This is a genomic window from Streptomyces sp. WAC05374 (assembly GCF_004353505.1).
In the GTDB taxonomy this organism is placed as follows: domain Bacteria; phylum Actinomycetota; class Actinomycetes; order Streptomycetales; family Streptomycetaceae; genus Streptomyces.
Genome location: NZ_SMNQ01000005.1, coordinates 231,987 through 249,921, shown reverse-complemented (window position 1 = coordinate 249,921; position 17,935 = coordinate 231,987). Strand labels below are relative to the sequence as shown.

Sequence of the window (17,935 nt, the reverse complement as noted above, 5' to 3'; positions counted from 1 at the left end):
GCGCGCTCCGGACTCACCTGCCCCGCGTGCGGTTCGTCCCACGTCGCCCAAGTACTCGGTGACAATGGCGGGGTGTCCTATGTGTGCACGTCCTGCGGCCACGGCTGGAGCTGATTGATGGGTGCACACAGGCGGAAATGCGACTGGTGCGGCAGCGGTACGCCGATCGTCCGCGACATGGACCCGGTCAACCCCGAGTACCAGTACTGGTGCGAGGAGTGCGCGCGGGCGCTGATCATAAAGGGCGACCCCATCGAGACCTATCGGGAACTCGAGGGGGAGCCCATCTACGGGCGGCTGCTCGACGAGCACTGCACCCTCAAGCGGTTCTACTCGTTCGCCACTGCCTGACGCCGACCGCCGCCAACAGGCCGAGCCCCACCAGCGTGTAGAGCCCCGACAGCAGCATCTGCCAGCCGTTCTGGTGCAGTTCGAGACGGACCGGGGCCGGCGCGTGCGGCACCCACCACAGGGCGAACGACGCGAACACCAGCGCCGTACCGGCGGTCCAGGCCGGACGCACCCGGGTCGCCAGCAGGATCACCATCGGCACGCACCACACCCAGTGGTGCGACCAGGAGATCGGGCTGACCAGCAGCGCCGTCGTCGCGCACGCCACCACCGCTACCGGCCGGTCGTCCCGCAGCGCCGCCAGCACCGCGACGGTGATTCCCGCCACACCCACCACGGCGGCCGCGAGCAGCCACCACACCCCCGGATCGGTGGTGTGCAGCAGCCGGGCCAGCACCCCGTTCAATGACTGGTTGGCGGTCTCCTCCTTGCGCCCGACCCGGCTCGTCTCGAAGATCATCTCGGTCCAGAAGCGGCGCGAGTCGTACGGCAGGACGACGGCGGACGCCACGGTCACGCCGAGGAACACCCCGGTCGCCGTCGCCGCCTGCCGCAGCCACGGGTGCAGGCCCCGCTCCCACCCGTGCGCACGCGCGCGTGCCACCCCCACGACCAGCAGCAGGACGACGAACAGCCCCGGCGTCAGCTTCACCGCCGTGGCCAGACCGATGCCCACCCCGGCCCACCGGTTGTTCTCCCGCCGGGTCAGGTCCCACAGCACCGCCACCGCGATCAGCAGGTTGATCTGCCCGTACCGCAGCGTCGTCCACACCGGTTCCAGCCAGACCAGGACCGCGGCCACCCACAGGGCCGTGCCCGGCCGGCCCCTGCCCACCAGGCGCAGCGACAGGTGCACCAGCGCCAGCAGCAGGAGCAGGTTCCCGGCCGTGGCCAGGGTGCGCATCTCCGGCACGCCGAGCAGCGTCAGCGGCGTGAACAGCAGCGCGGCGAACGGCGGGTACGTCGTCGGCAGGTTCGCCGAGGTGGCGCGCATCGCGTACAGGTCGCCCCCGGCCAGGACCGTCTCGCCCTCCGCCCGGTACACGGAGAGGTCCAGCATGGTGACGTTGGCGGCGCGCTGGGCCATCCAGAAGGCCGCGAACGACAGCAGGCAGGCCGTCGCGGCGGCGGCGAGGGGCAGCTCCCTGAGGCGCGCCCGGAGGGTCGATGTCACGGTCACGAAGGGCGACGCTACCGGCCCCGGCGAAGGGCGCCGCCACCGGCCGGAGCCCTGCCGCCCACAAACGATTTGGTGAACCACCGGGGGGACCGTGTAATGTTCTCTGTGTCGCCGCGAGGGAAACCCGCGAGGGAGACCCACAAGGGGAGAAACACCCCACAGGGCGGCACACCGCAAGGGGCTATAGCTCAGTTGGTAGAGCGCCTGCATGGCATGCAGGAGGTCAGGAGTTCAATTCTCCTTAGCTCCACAGCACGACGAAGGCGGGCCATCCGATCGGATGGCCCGCCTTCCTCCTTTCTCAACCCCGCCCGCTGCCAAGGGCCTTGCGGTCGGCGCTGGGCAACGCCGGACGGGACGGACGCTCCTGGGCCCCCTGCTCGAGGCGGAGCGCCAGCTCGGGACAGCGCCGCACCGCGAGCTGCGCACGGTCCCGCAGGTGGACCGGCACGGACGCGTCCGCGAGCACCGGGTAACCGTCGCGGCCCATCCGGATCAGCTCGGGAACGATGTCCGCGCACAGCCCGTGGCCCTTGCACAGCGTCCAGTCCACCGCCAGCTTCTCGCCGCTCGGGATGGACTCCACGACCTCCTGGTAGCCCGGCTCGGGCAGCGGCAGCACACCGATCGTCGGGCGCCCGCAGCCGCCGTGCAGGACGTGCGCGGCCAGGTCGTCCGTGAAGGCGGACAGCGTCGAGCCGAAGAACCGGGCGGACCCGTCCGGGTGCTTGCACACGCCCCGGCCCTTCACGGCCTGCGTGACCTCCCGCAGCGCCTCCAGGGCGGCCGGCCCGCCGCCGTTCAGCACGTCCGACAGGCCCCCCGCCGCGGCGGGCAGGCCGAGGCGGCACGGCCCGCACTGGCCGGCCGTCTCGGCCGCCAGCCAGTTCGCCACGCGCTGCGCCTCGCCCAGCGGACAGGTCTCGGGCCCGATGGGCAGGATCGCGCCGGCCCCCAGGGCGCCCCCCACGGCCGCCATGGACTCGCGCGAGATGACGCAGTTGTCCACGGCCATGGAGTCGATCCAGTTGCCGTGGTAGCCGCCGGTCAGCACCCCCTGGGGAACCGGCGGGGCGCCGGCGAGCTGGAGGACGTACCGCATCGGCACGCCCGTCGGCACCTCCACCACCATGGGCCGGGCCACCTGCCCGGAGATCGTCAGCATCACCGTGCCCGGCTCGCTGTCCAGGCCGTGCTGGCCGTAGCGGCCCGCCCCGATCCGGGCCGCTACGGCGAGCTGCGCGAACGTCTCGGCGTTGGACAGCAGCGTCGGCGCGTTGCCCACCCCGGACTCGGCGGCCCGCTCCCGGCGGCCGGGCGGGATCGCCGGGCCGCCGTTCGCCGCGCGGATCACGGAGGACGCCTCACCGGAGACCATGCGCTCCGGGGTGCGGACGACACGCGCGCGGAGCTGCTGCCCGCGCCGGTCGGACAGGCCCCGCTCGGCGAGCGCGGCCCGGATGGAGACCTCCGTGGAGTTCCGGGTCACCGCGACCACCAGGGTGCGGGCGCCCAGGGCCTCGGCCGCCAGCAGGGCGCCGTCCAGGATGAGGTGGGGGGCGCGGTTGAGCAGCACGGTGTCCTTGCGGCAGGCCGGCTCGCCCTCGCTGCCGTTGACCACGACGACGGGACGCACCCCGCGCCGGATCGCGGCCTTGGCGACCGCGCGCAGCTTCTTGCCGAAGGGGAAGCCCGCGCCGCCCCGGCCGCGCAGCGAGATCTCCTCGGCGAGCTGTGCCAGCCGCTCGCCGGGTATCGGTTCGAGCGGACCGTGCACCTTGAGGTGCATCTGGAGGTCCAGCCGCTCGACCAGGTCGAAGCCCTGGGTGAGCTGGGGGAGGCCGACGACGCGGACTTCGGGGACGTCGGGGAGCGGGGCGTTCACGTGCGGTCTCCTGCGGGTGCGGTCCAGGGCTCGCCCGCGGGCGGCTGCTGGAAGGGGCCCGGAGCGGGCTCAGAGGGGTCGGTGGAGCTGTAGGGGGACGGGGAGGCGTACGACGGGGATGAGGTGTCGTAGGAGGGCGGGGTGGGGGACGGGGCGGGCGGCGGCGGGGAGGGGGTGGGCCAGTACCCGGGCCGGGTCGCCGGTTCGTCGGTCACGACCGGCAGCTCCTCGGTCATGGGGACGCGCTCCGCGTAGGGGACGTCCTGGCCGGTGCCGCCGGTTCCCGCGCCGCCCGCGGAAGGGACGCCGGGGGAGGTGTGGCCCAGGGACACGGCCCGGTAACCGGCGGACATGCCGGCGCCCATGGTGGCGGAGGAGGCCCTCGTGGGGGCCGGGGAGGCCGGGGGGAAGGACGGCTCGTACAGCGGCGAGGACGGCGGGGTCAGCGTCCGGGGCTGCTCGCGCGGGCGGCCCAGGGGACGGTCGGGGGCCGACTGCTCGGGGCGGGTGGCCGGCTCCCGCCGCAGCTCCTGCTCGAAGGCGGCCCCGAAGGGCTGGGGCGGGGCGATGTCCGACGCCCCCGGGAGCGGCGAAACGGAGGGGTCCCGGCGCCGGCGGCCGCGCTCCGGCTTGTCGGCGCCCGGTCCGATCAGGCCGAGGACGCGGTCGGTCAGGCGCTGCTGGACGGGGCGGGGCAGCATCCGCAGGGAGACCGCACAGGCCACGCCGGTGAGCGCGAGGCAGTACATGGCGGTGACCCACGTGGCGGCGGGGCGACCCGCGTAGAGCCCGTGGACGAGCGCGCAGCACCAGGCCGGGTAGGCCAGCATGTGCAGGGGCCGCCAGCGGGCGGCGATGGTGCCGCGGCCCGCCAGGGCGCTGCGGGCGGCGCCGGTGGAGGCGGCGATCACCATCAGCAGCCCGGCGAGCGATCCGAAGCCGATCAGTCCGGACGTGCCGGTGACTCCGAGGCCGAAGGGGACGAGGGCCCCGACGAGCGCCACATGGCCGAGGGAGACCTTGACGGTGGCGTGGAGGAGGAGGAAGCCGAGGGAGGCCACCGCGGTGGTGCGGTGGACGGCCTGGGCGAGCAGCCGGTGGCGGGTGGAGAGGAGGAGCCGGTCCGTCGCGAGCAGCCCCCAGGCCACCGACGCGGTGAGCGACACGAGGGAGAGGACGCCCGTGGTGAAGTCCAGAGCGGCCCGGAAGCTGTCGCTCCCGCCGATCGCGAGCACGGGTATGAGTACCAGCGCAGCCGCGGACAGCCCGCCCTGTACCGGCTTGCTCATACCGGCCTGCGCGGCGGGCGATGAGCGGTTCTTGCGATGAGGGTTCATGGGGAGCGACTCCAGTGGTGCGGAAAAGAGGTCCCGTGGCCGCATGCTAAGTCGACGCATACCAACCGGTACGAGCTTTGAGCGTTTAAGGTTCGGAACGGCCGACAACTGACTCTGGCGTTGCCCCGGATAGGGGCGATACGCGGAGTAACCCTGAGGCCTTTGGTGCCCTCCGGCGCCCTCCCGGGCGGGCGACGGCCCGTGGAACGGCGATGCGGCTCGTACGGGCCCTGCGGTACCCTGACGCCATGCGTGCCGTACGCCTTCTGCTTAGCGAGCCGCGCTGATCAGTACCGGCGGATGAAAGGTCCGGCCGGAATCGGCGCGGCGTCCCCTCCTGTGCGAGGGGATTTTTCATTTCGCCGCGCGACACAGCGGCAGCCGGCAGAGACGATCGATGGAGCTTTAAGGATCATGAGCGAGATGAACACGGCCGCTGCCGAGGCAGCGGCCCCGCATCGTTACACGGCGGCCATGGCCGCCGACATCGAGGCACGCTGGCAGGACTTCTGGGACGCCGAGGGCACCTACGAGGCGCCCAACCCGAGCGGCGACCTGGCCGGTGACCCGGCCGTGGTGGCCCGCCCCAAGAAGTTCATCATGGACATGTTCCCCTACCCCTCCGGTGCGGGCCTGCACGTCGGCCACCCGCTGGGCTACATCGCCACCGACGTCTTCGCCCGCCACCAGCGCATGACCGGGCACAACGTCCTGCACACGCTGGGCTTCGACGCCTTCGGCCTGCCGGCCGAGCAGTACGCGGTCCAGACCGGCACGCACCCGCGCGTGTCGACCGAGGCGAACATCGAGAACATGAAGGTCCAGCTCCGCCGGCTGGGCCTGGGCCACGACAAGCGCCGGTCGTTCGCCACGATCGACCCGGACTACTACAAGTGGACCCAGTGGATCTTCCTCCAGATCTTCAACTCCTGGTACGACGACGAGGCGAAGAAGGCCCGCCCCATCGCCGAGCTGGTCGCCCTCTTCGAGAGCGGTGAGCGCCCCGTACCCGGCACCACGCGCGGGTGGAGCGAGCTGACCGCCGCCGAGCGCGCCGACGTCCTGGGCCAGTACCGCCTGGCCTACGCCTCCGACGCGCCCGTCAACTGGTGCCCCGGCCTGGGCACCGTGCTGGCCAACGAGGAGGTCACCGCCGACGGCCGCTCCGAGCGCGGCAACTTCCCCGTCTTCAAGGCCAAGCTGCGCCAGTGGAACATGCGCATCACCGCCTACGCGGACCGGCTGCTGGACGACCTGGACGCGCTGGACTGGCCCGAGGCCATCAAGCTCCAGCAGCGCAACTGGATCGGCCGCTCCGAGGGCGCCCGGGTCGACTTCGCCGTCGGCGACGACGCCATCACCGTCTTCACCACCCGCCAGGACACCCTGTTCGGCGCCACCTACATGGTGCTGGCGCCCGAGCACGAGCTGGTCGAGAAGATCGTCCCGGCCGCGTGGCCCGAGGGCACCCACGACGTCTGGACGGGCGGCCACGCCACCCCGGCCGAGGCCGTCGACGCCTACCGCAAGCAGGCCGCGTCCAAGTCCGACGTCGAGCGCCAGGCCGAGGCCAAGGACAAGACCGGTGTCTTCACCGGCGCGTACGCCATCAACCCCGTCAGCGGCGACCGCGTCCCGGTCTTCATCGCCGACTACGTCCTGATGGGCTACGGCACCGGCGCGATCATGGCCGTCCCGGCGCACGACAGCCGCGACTTCGCCTTCGCCCGCGCCTTCGAGCTGCCGATGCGCTGTGTCGTCGAGCCCTCGGACGACCGCGGCACCGACCCCGCGACCTGGGACGACGCCTTCGACTCGTACGACGCGAAGATCGTCAACTCGGCGAACGACGAGATCTCGCTGGACGGCCTGGGCGTCGTCGAGGCCAAGGCGAGGATCACCGACTGGCTGGTCGCCCGGGGCATCGGCGAGGGCACCGTCAACTTCCGGCTGCGCGACTGGCTGTTCAGCCGCCAGCGGTACTGGGGCGAGCCCTTCCCGATCGTCTACGACGAGGACGGCATCGCCCACGCGCTGCCCGAGTCGATGCTGCCGCTGGAGCTGCCCGAGGTCGAGGACTACTCGCCGCGCACCTTCGACCCCGACGACGCCGACACGCAGCCGGAGACGCCGCTGTCGCGCAACGAGGACTGGGTCAACGTCACGCTGGACCTGGGCGACGGCCCCAAGAAGTACCGGCGCGAGACCAACACCATGCCCAACTGGGCCGGTTCCTGCTGGTACGAGCTGCGCTACCTGGACCCGCACAACGACTCCGCGCTGGTCGACCCCGCCATCGAGCAGTACTGGATGGGCCCGCGCGAGGGGCAGCCGCACGGCGGCGTCGACCTGTACGTGGGCGGCGCCGAGCACGCCGTACTGCACCTGCTGTACGCGCGGTTCTGGTCCAAGGTCCTCTACGACCTGGGCCACGTCTCGTCGGCCGAGCCCTTCCACAAGCTCTACAACCAGGGCATGATCCAGGCCTTCGTCTACCGGGACGCGCGCGGCATCGCCGTCCCGGCCGCCGAGGTCGAGGAGCGCGACGGCGCCTTCTGGTACCAGGGCGAGAAGGTCAGCCGCGTCCTGGGCAAGATGGGCAAGTCCCTCAAGAACGCCGTCACCCCGGACGAGATCTGCGCCGAGTACGGCGCGGACACGCTGCGCCTGTACGAGATGGCCATGGGCCCCCTGGACGTCTCCCGCCCCTGGGACACGCGCGCGGTGGTCGGCCAGTACCGGCTGCTCCAGCGGCTGTGGCGCAACATCGTCGACGAGTCGACCGGTGAGGTCACCGTCGTCGACACCGAGCCCGACGAGGACACCCTGCGCGCCCTGCACAAGGCGATCGACGGCGTCGGCCAGGACATGGCCGCCATGCGGTTCAACACGGCGATCGCCAAGGTCACCGAGCTGAACAACTACCTGACCAAGACCGGCGCCCCGGTGTCCCGGTCGGTCGCCGAGCGGCTGGTGCTGCTGGTCGCCCCGCTGGCCCCGCACATCGCCGAGGAGCTGTGGCGCAGGCTGGGCCACACCGAGTCGGTCGTCCACCAGGACTTCCCGGTCGCCGACCCGGCGTACGTCGTGGACGAGACCGTCACCTGCGTCGTCCAGATCAAGGGCAAGGTCAAGGCCCGCCTGGAGGTCTCGCCGTCCATCACGGACGCCGACCTGGAGGCCCTGGCCCTGGCCGACGCGGGCGTCGTCGCGGCGCTCGGCGGCGCGGGCATCCGCAAGGTGATCGTGCGGGCGCCCAAGCTGGTCAACATCGTCACCGCGTGACGGCGCGGCCGGGCGGCGCGTGACGGCGCGGCCCGGCCTTCCGGCCGGGCCGCGTCGCCCGGGCGGCCCCCTGGGTGGTATCCCCTACGGGCAGGTTGGGGGTTCCGATGGAACCCTCGGCCTGCCCGTTCCGTTTACCGTGGAGGAACGACGGGCGGCCGCGTCCGACACCGCACCGATTGACCCCGAGGGGACTTCATGACAGAGGCGATCCTGATCCTGGCGGTGCTCTTCCTCGCCTTCGTCGCCCTGGGGGTGTACGCGACGGTCAAGGTGGTCAAGGCGGCGAAGCGCGGAGTCGACCGCACGATCACCCAGGCGCGGCGCACCGTCGAGGACACCACGCTGCGGGCCAAGAGCTACGGGCCGGGCGGCGTGACGCCCGAGCTGGCGCAACTGCGGCTGTCGCTGCGGACGTCGATGCGCGCCACCCAGGAGGCGCTCGAGGCCGGCGCGGCGGAGGACGCGTCGCTCAAGGAGTCCCTGGAGCTGTTCCGGCGGCTCAGCGCGCACGGGCACGAACTGGACGCGGACCTCAAGCGGCTGGAGCGCGACCCCGACCGCGCGGGGGTGGCCGCGCAGCTCGGTGAGCTGCGTGAGCGTACGGAGCGGATCACTCACGCGGCGGAGTCGCTGCGGTGGGCGGCCCGCGACCGGGCCCGGAAGTTCGCGGACGACGAGCTGGCGTCGCTCAGCGCGCAGATCGACGTCGAGGCCGGGGCGCTGCGGCACTGGTCGGCCCCCGAGCAGGACGACCTCTCCTGGCCGGAGGCGGCGGGGCAGCCGGCGCCGGCGGAGGAGACCCGGCAGGCGGACGCAGGCGGCCGCTCCGGTGCCCAGGCGGCGGCCGGCGGCGGAGCCCCGCAGGGCGACGCCCCCAAGGCGATCACCGCGCAGGATCCCCGTCAACAGACCTTCTACTCCTGGCAGAAGTCGACGCGCCCCGAGACCACGAACTGACCGTTTCGATCACGGACGGGGGCGGGCTGCCCTACCGAGCTCCCTCCGGGGTACCCTCCCGGTCATGTCCCGCCATGTCGCGATCGTCACCGATTCAACGGCCTACCTGCCGCCGCAGACGATGGAGCGGCACGGTATCACCGCGGTCCCGCTGACCGTCGTCCTCGGCGACCAGGCCCTGGAGGAGGGCACGGAGATCTCGGCGCGCTCGCTCGCCCTCGCGCTCCAGAAGCGGCGCTCCGTGACCACCTCCCGCCCCAGCCCCGAGCTGTTCGCCGAGGCCTACCGGGCGGCGGCCGAGAAGGGCGCCACCGGCATCGTGTCGCTGCACCTGTCGGCGGAGTTCTCCGGCACCTACGACGCCGCGCTGCTGGCCGCCAAGGAAGCGGCCGTGCCCGTGCGGGTCGTCGACACCGGGATGGTCGCCATGGCGCTGGGCTTCTGCGCGCTCGCCGCCGCCGAGACGGCGGAGGCGGGCGGCACCCTGGACGACGTGGTCGCCGCCGCCGAGAAGCGTGCCGCCGGGACCTTCGCCTACTTCTACGTCGACACCCTCGAGTACCTGCGCCGGGGCGGCCGCATCGGCGCGGCCCAGGCCCTGCTCGGCTCCGCGCTCGCCGTGAAGCCGCTGCTGGAGCTGGAGGGCGGGCGGATCGAGCTGCGGGAGAAGGTGCGCACGGCCTCGAAGGCCATCGCCCGGCTGGAGGAGATCGCCGCCGAGCGGGCGGGAGCGAGCCCGGTGGACATCGCGGTGCACCACCTCTCGGCCCCTGATCGGGCGGCCGCCCTCGCGGACCGGCTGCGCGGCCGCGTGCCCGGCCTGGCGGAGCTGCACGTCAGCGAGGTCGGCGCGGTCATCGGCGCCCACACCGGTCCCGGGCTGCTGGGCGTGGTCGTCTCGGCGCGGTGACCCCCGCGGGCATCACTCGCACGGGTGACCCGGTTTTCCCCAACTGGTGGGTTTTCCACGGAAACTGACGCGGCTCGGCGGGTTCGCGTGATGGCGCCTACCGTGCTGTGGCATGGCAGCACGAACACGCAGAGTGACTGATCGGATGCTTGCCGTGCGCGCGGCGAGCGGACCCGGCCGGGCGGCCGGATCGGACGGCCGCACCCGCGGCCGGTCCGCGGCCCGCCGCCGCGTGCGCGGGCGGGGCACCGCCCCCCACACGCGGGTAGCGGTGCCGACCCCGGCCCGCCGCCGCGCGGACGCCCTCCTCGGGGGCAGGTCCCTCCCCGGCGCCGACCCGCCGGGGGTGGGTGCGGTGGAATCACCGGCCGCGCAGCCACACCGCCCACCGCCGCCACAGCCCCACTCGGCCCCACGCCACCCAGCACCGACATCGCACCCCGGCCAGGAGCCGGAGGGTGGCACGGCGGGTGGCCCGGGGGGTACGGGTGCGGCGGACGTGGTGCGCGTTGTGCGTCCGGTGGCTGCCGGGCCGGAGGAGACCGAGGCGGTCGGGCGGCGGGAGCGGTGGTGGCTGGGCGTACGGGACCGGTTGCCGCTGTGGACGCAGGTGCGGTGCGGGATGGAGCCCCGGACGGTCGCCGCGCTCGCGGTCGTCCTGGTGGTGGCCGCCGTCCTCGCCGGGCGGTACTTCTGGGCGGGCCGGCCGGAGCCGGTGCGGGCTCCCGAGGTGGTCGCGGAGGCGGCACCAGGCCCTGGGGCGAGTCGAGCGGCCGGCCCGCGGGCGGCTCCGGGCGGGGCGCCGCCCGTCGTCGTCGACGTGAGCGGGAAGGTACGGCGGCCGGGCGTGCTGCGGCTGCCCGCCGGATCACGGGTCGCCGACGCCCTGCGCGCGGCGGGCGGTGTCAGGCCCGGCACCGACGTCACGGGGCTGAACCGGGCCCGTGTGCTCATGGACGGTGAGCACATCGTGGTGGGCGCCGCGCCCGCACCGGTGGGAGGAGTGGCGCCCGGGGCGAACGCGCCCGGTGGGACCGCCCAGGCCCCGGGGCCGGTCAGCCTCAGCACCGCCACGGTGGAACAGCTCGACACGCTGCCCGGTGTCGGCCCCGTGCTGGCCCAGCACATCGTCGACTACCGCACCCGGCACGGGGGTTTCCGGTCGGTCGACGAACTCCGCGAGGTCCAGGGAATCGGTGAGCGCCGGTTCTCGGACCTCCAGTCCCTCGTACGCCCATGAGGGGCACCGTGGTTCACACCGCGTCGGGTACACCGCCGGGCGCCGCCGATCCACGGCGGGAAGGCCCGGCCGACCTGCGGCTGGTGGGGCCCGCCCTGGCGGCATGGGGTGCGGCGGCGCTCGCGCTGGGTGCCCCGGGCGGGTGGACGGCGACGGGCGTGACGCTGTGCCTGGCCGGCGGTCTCGTGCTGCTGCTCGGCCGGGGCGGGGCGGGCGCACGGGCCCGGTCGCGGGGCAACGGCACGGCCGTCGCGGCGGTGCTGCTCTGTGCCGCGGCCGGTGCGGCGTCCGCCGGACTGCACGGGGCCGATCTGCGCAGGGGGCCGCTGCCGGGTCTGGCGGAACGGCACGGCCGGGTCACCGCCGAGGCGACGGTCACCTCCGACCCGCGCCTCACGCACGCGAAAGTGCGCGGCCCCAGGGCGGTGCCCGTCTCCGTGGTCCTGAACGCCGAGGTGACCCGGGTGACCGCGTCGGACGGGACGGCCTCCCGGGTCCGTACCCCCGTGCTGGTGGTCGTGTCGCCAGGTGGAGCCGACTGGCGGCTGCTGCTGCCGTCCACCCGTCTGCGCCTGACGGGGCGGCTGGCACCGCCGCAGAGCCCGGGCGACCCGTTCGCCGCCGTCCTGCGGGTGGATGCGGGACCGCCCCGGGTCATCGGGCCGCCGACCCCGCTCCAGCGCGCCGCAGGAGGGCTCCGGGCAGGGCTGCGGGAGGCCACCGAAGGGCTGGCGCCGGACGCGCGCGCCCTGCTGCCGGGGTTGGTCGTCGGCGACACCTCCCGCATCCCGCCCGACCTGCACGACGCCTTCCGCGCCACCGACCTCACGCATCTGTTGGCCGTGAGCGGTAGCAATCTCACGATTGTTCTGTTGCTGCTCATCGGACCGCCCGGCAGTGCCCTGAAGGCCGAACGCGGCGGGCTGGCGCCCCGGTTGGGCATCCCCCTGCGGGCGACCGCGCTGCTCGGCGGGGCGCTGACCCTGGCGTTCGTCCTGGTCTGCCGGCCGGACCCGAGCGTGCTGCGCGCCGCCGCCTGTGGGCTGATCACCCTGCTCGCCATCGGCACCGGGCGGCGCAGGTCACTGATTCCCGCACTCGCCGCCGCCGTGCTGCTGCTGGTGCTCTACGACCCGTGGCTGGCGTGCAGTTACGGATTCCTGCTGTCCGTGCTGGCCACCGGGGCGCTGCTGACCGTCGCACCACGCTGGAGCGCCTCCCTGCGGAGGCGCCGCGTGCCGCCACGGATCGCGGAGGCCCTGGCGGCGACGGCGGCGGCCCAGGCCGTGTGCGCCCCGGTGGTGGCGGTCTTCGCCGCCCGGGTCGGCCTCGTGGCGATCCCCTGCAACCTGCTCGCCGAACTCGCGGTGGCCCCGGCGACCGTGCTCGGGTTCGCCGCGCTCGCCACGGCACCGCTCGCGATGCCGGTGGCCGGGCTGCTCGCCCGGTGCGCCGGGTGGCCGGCGGGCTGGATCGCCTCCGTCGCCCGCGAGGGCGCCGCGCTGCCCGGTGCGGAGGTCCAGTGGCCCGGAGGGTGGGCCGGTGGGCTCCTGCTGGCCGCCGTCACGGGAGTGGCGGTGGTGTGGGTGCGGCGGGTGCGGCACCGCGCGTGGCTGGCCGGGGTGTGCACCGTGCTCCTGCTGCTGGCGGTGGTGCGGCCGCCGCCGCTCACCAGGCTGCTCACCGGGTGGCCGCCGCCGGGGTGGGTGTTCGCCATGTGCGACGTCGGGCAGGGCGATGCGACGGTCCTCGCGGCGGGCCGGGACACGGCCGTGGTGGTGGACGCGGGGCCCGACCCGGTGCCCGTGGACCGGTGCCTGCGCGACCTGGGCGTCAGCCGGGTGCCACTGGTGGTGCTCACGCACTTCCACGCCGACCATGTCACAGGACTGCCGGGTGTCCTGCGGGGCCGGGCCGTCGGGGCGATCCAGACCACGAGCCTCCAGGAACCGGCGGACCAGGCGGCGTTCGTGCGGCGGACGGCCGCCGCGGCGGGCGTGCCGGTCGTCGTGGCCGGGGCCGGTGAGCGCCGCCGGATCGGGCCCCTCGACTGGCGGGTGCTGTGGCCGGGCGCCGTGGGCGCGGGGCCGGCGCCGGAGGGGGCGAACGATGCCAGCGTCACGCTCCTGGTCCGCGCGGCCGGCGGTACGACCCTGCTGCTCCTCGGCGACCTGGAGCCTCCTGCCCAGCAGGGCCTGCTGCGGGCCCACCCGGACCTGTCGCGGGTGGACGTCCTGAAGGTCGCCCACCACGGCTCGGCCCACCAGGACCCGCGTCTGCTCAGCAGGGCCGGGCCGCGGCTGGCGCTGGTCTCGGCCGGCCGGGACAACCCGTACGGGCATCCGTCACCGCGCACGGTCCATGCCCTGCGGGCCGGGGGAGCGGTGGTGCTGAGCACCGACAGGCACGGGGCGATCGCCGTCACCGGAAGGGGGGAGGAACTGCGGGCCGGCACGGCCCTGGGGGCGGGGCCGGGACCGTAGGGGCACGCAGGAACAATGGTGCGGGTGAGTGATGTGAGACATGTGCTGGTGCTGCCCGACCGGGACGCGGCCGAGGAGGCCGCCGAGGAGCTCGGGGAGCGGTTCGGGATCACGGAGGAACCCCAGCTCGTACGGGACGCCCTGGCCGGTGAGGACGACGCCGAGGACGCCCAGTGGCTGGTGGTCGTCGAGGACCCGGAGGGACGGCTCGCGGCGAAGGAACTGGACGAGTTCGCGGCCCAGTGGGACGGCTGGCGGGAAGAACCGTAGGGAGAAAGGGGCGGGACACGCGGCCCCGGGAAGCGGTGCCTTCCGGGGCCGGGCCGCCGAGCACGGTGCGGGCGGGCTGGTGAGCCGCTGGAGCCGGGCGGGCCGGGCGGGCCGGTGAGCCGGTGGGGCCAGGCGGACGGGCGAGCCAGGCGAGCCAGGCGGGCCGGGGGACACCGTGGAGCGGGGAGAGCCGGTGAGCCGGGCGGGCCGGGTGAGCCAGGCGAGCTGGACGGGCCGGTGGAGCACGGTGGCCGTGATGGAGGGGTGCCCGGGCGGACCGGCGGTGTCGGTGGGCCGTGCGATGCTGGTTCGCGATGGCCACCAGAAAGAACTCCACCGATGACGTCCTCGCGCCCGTCACCCTCGCCGTGGGGCAGGAGGACCTCCTCCTCGACCGCGCGGTGCAGCAGGTGGTGGCGGCCGCCCGCGCGGCCGACGCCGACACGGACGTCCGCGACCTGACGCCCGACCAGCTCCAGCCCGGCGCCCTCGCCGAGCTGACGAGCCCGTCGCTCTTCGCCGAGCGCAAGGTGCTGGTCGTGCGGAACGCGCAGGACCTCTCCGCCGACACGATCAAGGACATCAAGGCGTACCTCGGCTCGCCCGTGGAGGACATCAGCCTCGTTCTCCTCCACGCGGGCGGCGCCAAGGGCAAGGGCCTGCTGGACGCGGCACGCAAGGCGGGCGCGAGGGAGGTCGCGTGCCCCAAGACCACCAAGCCGGCGGAGCGGCTGACGTTCGTCCGCGGTGAGTTCCGCGGCCTGGGGCGGTCGGCGACGCCGGAGGCGTGCCAGGCGCTGGTGGACGCGGTCGGCAGTGACCTGCGGGAGCTCGCGTCGGCGGTGTCGCAGCTCGTCGCGGACGTCGAGGGCACCATCGACGAGGCGGTCGTCGGGCGCTACTACACGGGCCGCGCGGAGGCCTCCAGCTTCAACGTCGCCGACCGGGCGGTGGAGGGGCGGGCGGCCGAGGCCCTGGAGGCGCTGCGGTGGTCGCTGTCGACGGGGGTCGCGCCCGTGCTGATCACCAGCGCGCTGGCGCAGGGGGTGCGGGCGATCGGCAAGCTGTCGTCCGCGCGGGGCGGGCGGCCCGCCGACCTCGCGCGCGAGCTCGGCATGCCGCCGTGGAAGATCGACCGGGTGCGCCAGCAGATGCGCGGCTGGACGCCCGACGGGGTGGCCGTCGCGCTGCGCGCGATCGCGGAGGCGGACGCGGGCGTCAAGGGCGGGGGCGACGACCCGGAGTACGCGCTGGAGAAGGCGGTCGTGACCGTCGCGCGCGCGGCCCGCTCCCGCCGCTGAGCCGGCGCTGCCGTGCGGCGGCTCCGGGCCGGTCGTCGTGCGCCCGGCCTGACGGCCGGGGCGGGGATTCCCACCCGCACCGCCCGTGCGGGTGGCTTGTGGGTGCCCGTGCGCCGTCGGCGGCTTGCGGACCATTGGGTGCCCGTGCGCCGTCGGCGCTTGCGGACCATGGCGGGGGCCGTGCCCCGTGGCCGGCCTGGTGGGGATGGCGAAGGCCCCGGCGGGTCCTGGGGAAGGACGGCGACGGGGCCTTCGGGTGATGCGTTGGTGAGCTCGTACCCGCGTGGCGAACGCAGGCCGCGTACGGGCTCGGGGTGCCGGTCAGGAGCGGATGAGAGGGCCCGCTGGGTCCCTTCCGGCGATCAAATCAAGCTCAGCCCTGGAGGGAGGCAACCTTGGTGGCCAGCGCCGACTTCTTGTTGGCGGCGGCGTTCTTGTGGATGACACCCTTCGAGACGGCCTTGTCGAGCGCACGGGAGGCGGCGCGAGCGGCAACGGTGGCCTTCTCGACGTCACCCGCGGCGGCAGCCTCACGGGCCTTGCGGATCGCGGTCTTGAGCGACGACTTGACGGCCTTGTTGCGCAGGCGCGCCTTCTCGTTGGTCTTGTTCCGCTTGATCTGGGACTTGATGTTCGCCACGAAAGAGCCTTTTCAGGTTCGTAAGGATTTCTCTGATGCGTGCCACGTTGCTGAGAGGGCCACGAGACACAGCGACCCAGGCTACCAGCCGCCCTCGGAGCGGCCCAAACCGAGCGCCCGTCCCCGTCCGTGGGACCATGGAACCTACGTATCGATCCGACGTCGACCCGAGCAGAGACGCCCGGCGTCTCGAGAATCAGGACCCTGCGTGCCCGCGACCCCTATCCACGTGCCCGAGCCGAGCCGTACCGACCCGGCACTGATCCGCAATTTCTGCATCATCGCGCACATCGACCACGGCAAGTCCACCCTTGCCGACCGGATGCTCCAGCTCACCGGTGTGGTCGAGCAGCGGCAGATGCGCGCTCAGTACCTCGACCGCATGGACATCGAGCGCGAGCGCGGCATCACGATCAAGTCCCAGGCCGTGCGTCTGCCGTGGGCCCCCACCGAGGGGCCCGGTCAGGGCAGTACCCACATCCTCAACATGATCGACACCCCCGGTCACGTCGACTTCACCTACGAGGTGTCGCGGTCCCTGGCCGCCTGCGAGGGCACCATCCTGCTGGTCGACGCCGCCCAGGGCATCGAGGCGCAGACCCTCGCCAACCTCTACCTGGCGATGGAGAACGACCTCACCATCGTCCCGGTGCTCAACAAGATCGACCTCCCGGCCGCCCAGCCGGAGAAGTTCGCCGAGGAGCTGGCCAACCTGGTCGGCTGCGAGCCCGACGACGTGCTGCGGGTCTCGGCCAAGACCGGTCTGGGCGTCGAGGCGCTGCTGGACCGTGTGGTCAAGGACGTCCCCGCGCCGGTCGGCGTCGCCGACGCCCCGGCCCGCGCGATGATCTTCGACTCGGTCTACGACTCCTACCGCGGTGTCGTCACCTACGTCCGTGTGATCGACGGGCAGCTCAACAAGCGCGAGCGCATCCGCATGATGTCCACCGGCGCGACCCACGAGCTGCTGGAGATCGGGACGAACTCGCCCGAGATGCTCCCGGCCGACGGGCTCGGCGTCGGCGAGGTCGGGTATCTGATCACCGGCGTGAAGGACGTCCGGCAGTCCAAGGTCGGTGACACCATCACCACCCTGCACAAGGGCGCCACCGAGGCACTGGGCGGCTACAAGGACCCCAAGCCCATGGTGTTCTCCGGCCTCTACCCGCTGGACGGCTCGGACTACCCCGAGCTGCGCGACGCCCTCGACAAGCTGCAGCTCAACGACGCCGCGCTCGTCTACGAGCCCGAGACCTCCGCCGCGCTGGGCTTCGGCTTCCGCGTCGGCTTCCTGGGCCTGCTGCACCTGGACGTGATCCGCGAGCGGCTGGAGCGCGAGTTCGGGCTGGACCTGATCGCCACCGCGCCCAACGTGGTCTACCGCGTCCTCATGGAAGACGGCACCGAGCACACCGTCACCAACCCGAGCGAGTTCCCCGAGGGCAAGATCAGCGAGGTGTACGAGCCGGTCGTCCGCGCCACGATCCTCGCGCCCAGCGAGTTCATCGGCTCGATCATGGAGCTGTGCCAGACCCGCCGCGGCACGCTCCTCGGCATGGACTACCTCTCCGAGGACCGGGTGGAGATCCGTTACACCCTGCCCCTCGCCGAGATCGTCTTCGACTTCTTCGACCAGCTCAAGTCCAAGACGCGCGGTTACGCCTCCCTCGACTACGAGCCCACCGGTGAGCAGGCGTCCAGCCTGGTCAAGGTCGACATCCTGCTGCACGGCGACAAGGTGGACGCCTTCTCGGCCATCACGCACAAGGACGCGGCGTACGCGTACGGCGTGCGGCTCGTCGCCAAGCTGCGCGAGCTCATCCCGCGGCAGGCCTTCGAGGTGCCCATCCAGGCGGCCATCGGCTCGCGGGTCATCGCCCGTGAGACCATCCGCGCCATCCGCAAGGACGTCCTCGCCAAGTGCTACGGCGGTGACATCTCCCGTAAGCGGAAGCTGCTGGAGAAGCAGAAGGAGGGCAAGAAGCGGATGAAGATGGTCGGTTCCGTGGAGGTGCCCCAGGAGGCCTTCATCGCGGTGCTGTCCAGCGACGACTCGGCGGGCGGCAAGGGCAAGAAGTAGCCCGCCCCGCGCC

13 protein-coding genes and 1 tRNA gene are annotated in these 17,935 nt (G+C 73.4%); 10 read left to right on the top strand and 4 right to left on the bottom strand.

What is annotated here, in order from left to right:
- Window positions 1-117: 117 nt before the first annotated feature.
- Window positions 118-351: a hypothetical protein gene (locus E2B92_RS13575; RefSeq protein WP_026277450.1), complete on the top strand. Its 234-nt coding sequence runs from the start codon at window positions 118-120 to the stop codon at window positions 349-351.
- Here the strand turns inward: E2B92_RS13575 and E2B92_RS13570 are convergent.
- On the bottom strand, window positions 320-1,531 hold the full coding sequence (locus E2B92_RS13570; RefSeq protein WP_126888840.1) for a glycosyltransferase 87 family protein: 1,212 nt from the start codon (window positions 1,529-1,531) through the stop codon (window positions 320-322). The two genes, E2B92_RS13575 and E2B92_RS13570, sit on opposite strands and share 32 nt — an antisense overlap.
- A 177-nt stretch (window positions 1,532-1,708) precedes the next feature.
- Between E2B92_RS13570 and E2B92_RS13565 the strand changes: the two genes are divergently transcribed.
- Window positions 1,709-1,781: transfer RNA gene (locus E2B92_RS13565), tRNA-Ala, on the top strand.
- 51 nt (window positions 1,782-1,832) lie between these two features.
- On the opposite strand, the gene E2B92_RS13560 is transcribed toward E2B92_RS13565, so the two are convergent.
- Window positions 1,833-3,416, bottom strand: coding sequence for an NADH-quinone oxidoreductase subunit NuoF family protein (locus E2B92_RS13560; RefSeq protein WP_126888839.1), 1,584 nt, complete (start codon window positions 3,414-3,416; stop codon window positions 1,833-1,835).
- Window positions 3,413-4,705, bottom strand: coding sequence for a hypothetical protein (locus E2B92_RS13555; protein WP_133087533.1), 1,293 nt, complete (start codon window positions 4,703-4,705; stop codon window positions 3,413-3,415). Before E2B92_RS13555 ends, E2B92_RS13560 begins: the two co-directional genes overlap by 4 nt.
- 462 nt (window positions 4,706-5,167) lie before the next feature.
- Between E2B92_RS13555 and leuS the strand changes: the two genes are divergently transcribed.
- From leuS to holA, 7 genes are all read left to right on the top strand, one after another.
- Entirely contained in the window at window positions 5,168-8,038 is a 2,871-nt protein-coding gene (gene leuS, locus E2B92_RS13550; RefSeq protein ID WP_126886632.1) for a leucine--tRNA ligase, read from the top strand.
- A gap of 198 nt (window positions 8,039-8,236) precedes the next feature.
- Entirely contained in the window at window positions 8,237-8,998 is a 762-nt protein-coding gene (locus E2B92_RS13545) for a hypothetical protein (RefSeq protein WP_126886634.1), read from the top strand.
- A gap of 64 nt (window positions 8,999-9,062) precedes the next feature.
- Window positions 9,063-9,908 carry a DegV family protein gene (locus E2B92_RS13540; RefSeq protein ID WP_126886636.1) on the top strand — a complete coding sequence of 282 codons (846 nt, stop codon included), beginning with the start codon at window positions 9,063-9,065 and terminating at the stop codon, window positions 9,906-9,908.
- A 511-nt stretch (window positions 9,909-10,419) separates the two neighbouring features.
- Window positions 10,420-11,148: a helix-hairpin-helix domain-containing protein gene (locus E2B92_RS13535; protein ID WP_399431831.1), complete on the top strand. Its 729-nt coding sequence runs from the start codon at window positions 10,420-10,422 to the stop codon at window positions 11,146-11,148.
- The gene (locus E2B92_RS13530) at window positions 11,145-13,631 is read left to right on the top strand and encodes a ComEC/Rec2 family competence protein (RefSeq protein ID WP_133087532.1); all 2,487 of its coding nucleotides are present in this window, start codon (window positions 11,145-11,147) and stop codon (window positions 13,629-13,631) included. The genes E2B92_RS13535 and E2B92_RS13530 overlap by 4 nt, the downstream gene beginning before the upstream one ends.
- Window positions 13,632-13,655: 24 nt before the next feature.
- Entirely contained in the window at window positions 13,656-13,901 is a 246-nt protein-coding gene (locus E2B92_RS13525) for a hypothetical protein (protein ID WP_126886641.1), read from the top strand.
- 314 nt (window positions 13,902-14,215) lie between these two features.
- Entirely contained in the window at window positions 14,216-15,202 is a 987-nt protein-coding gene (gene holA / locus E2B92_RS13520; RefSeq protein ID WP_126886643.1) for a DNA polymerase III subunit delta, read from the top strand.
- A 373-nt stretch (window positions 15,203-15,575) separates the two neighbouring features.
- Here holA and rpsT read toward each other — a convergent pair whose 3' ends face one another.
- On the bottom strand, window positions 15,576-15,842 hold the full coding sequence (gene rpsT / locus E2B92_RS13515) for a 30S ribosomal protein S20 (RefSeq protein WP_064069563.1): 267 nt from the start codon (window positions 15,840-15,842) through the stop codon (window positions 15,576-15,578).
- 208 nt (window positions 15,843-16,050) lie between these two features.
- Between rpsT and lepA the strand changes: the two genes are divergently transcribed.
- Entirely contained in the window at window positions 16,051-17,922 is a 1,872-nt protein-coding gene (gene lepA, locus E2B92_RS13510; RefSeq protein WP_126886645.1) for a translation elongation factor 4, read from the top strand.
- The last annotated feature ends 13 nt before the right edge of the window (window positions 17,923-17,935 follow it).